The sequence below is a fragment of the Streptomyces sparsogenes genome (genome assembly GCF_001704635.1).
Lineage (GTDB): Bacteria > Actinomycetota > Actinomycetes > Streptomycetales > Streptomycetaceae > Streptomyces > Streptomyces sparsogenes.
The window spans coordinates 1-822 of record NZ_MAXF01000211.1 but is presented as its reverse complement, the minus strand read 5'-3'; the positions used below and the strand labels follow the sequence as shown (position 1 = coordinate 822).

General features: G+C 73.7%; 1 protein-coding gene. It reads left to right on the top strand.

From position 1 onward, the window contains the following. Positions 1–19: 19 nt before the first annotated feature. Positions 20–822: acyltransferase domain-containing protein (locus BBH68_RS36760; RefSeq protein WP_245738491.1), on the top strand; the 803-nt coding region annotated here is incomplete at its 3' end.

Here is an 822-nt window from a genome sequence, read left to right as displayed (position 1 = left end):
GCACCGCACCAACGCCCATGTGATTCTGGAGGAGGCCGCCCAGCCGCCCGCCGCCACCGGTGGTGAGCGGCCCGGAGACCGGCTCACGCCGTGGGTGGTGTCGGCGCGCGGTGAGGCCGCGCTGCGCGACCAGGCCCGGCGGCTGCTCGACGCGACCGCTGACGGCGATCCCGGGGCGGTGGGCTGGTCGCTGGTCACATCGCGTGCGGTGCTCGACCAGCGTGCGGTGATCACGGGCCGGGACACCGAAACGCTGCGGGCGGGGCTGGCCGCGCTGGCGGCCGGGGAGGACCATCCGGCGCTGGTGCGGCGCGAGGCGGGGGTGCCGGCCTCGGGGTCGCGGGTGTTCCTCTTCTCCGGGCAGGGGAGTCAGCGGCCGGGCATGGGCGCCGGACTGCACGAGCGCTTCCCGGTCTTCGCCGACACCTTCGACGAGATCTGCGCACTGCTCGACCCCCACCTGGACCACCCCCTGCGCGACGTCGTCTTCGCCACCCACCCCCACCACACCGACCTCCTCAACCACACCGCCTACACCCAAGCCGGACTCTTCGCCGTACAAGTCGCGCTCACCCGGCTCCTCGAACACTGCGGCCTGCACCCCGAGGCCGTCATCGGCCACTCCATCGGCGAGATCACCGCCGCCCACATCGCCGGCGTCCTCACCCTCCACGACGCCTGCCACCTCGTCGCCCACCGCGCCGCCCTCCTCGGCGAACTCCCACCCGGCGGCGCCATGACCGCCATCGAAGCCACCGCCGACGAGATCACCGAAACCCTCGCCCCCTACGACGGCCACGTCACCATCGCCGCCCTCAACGC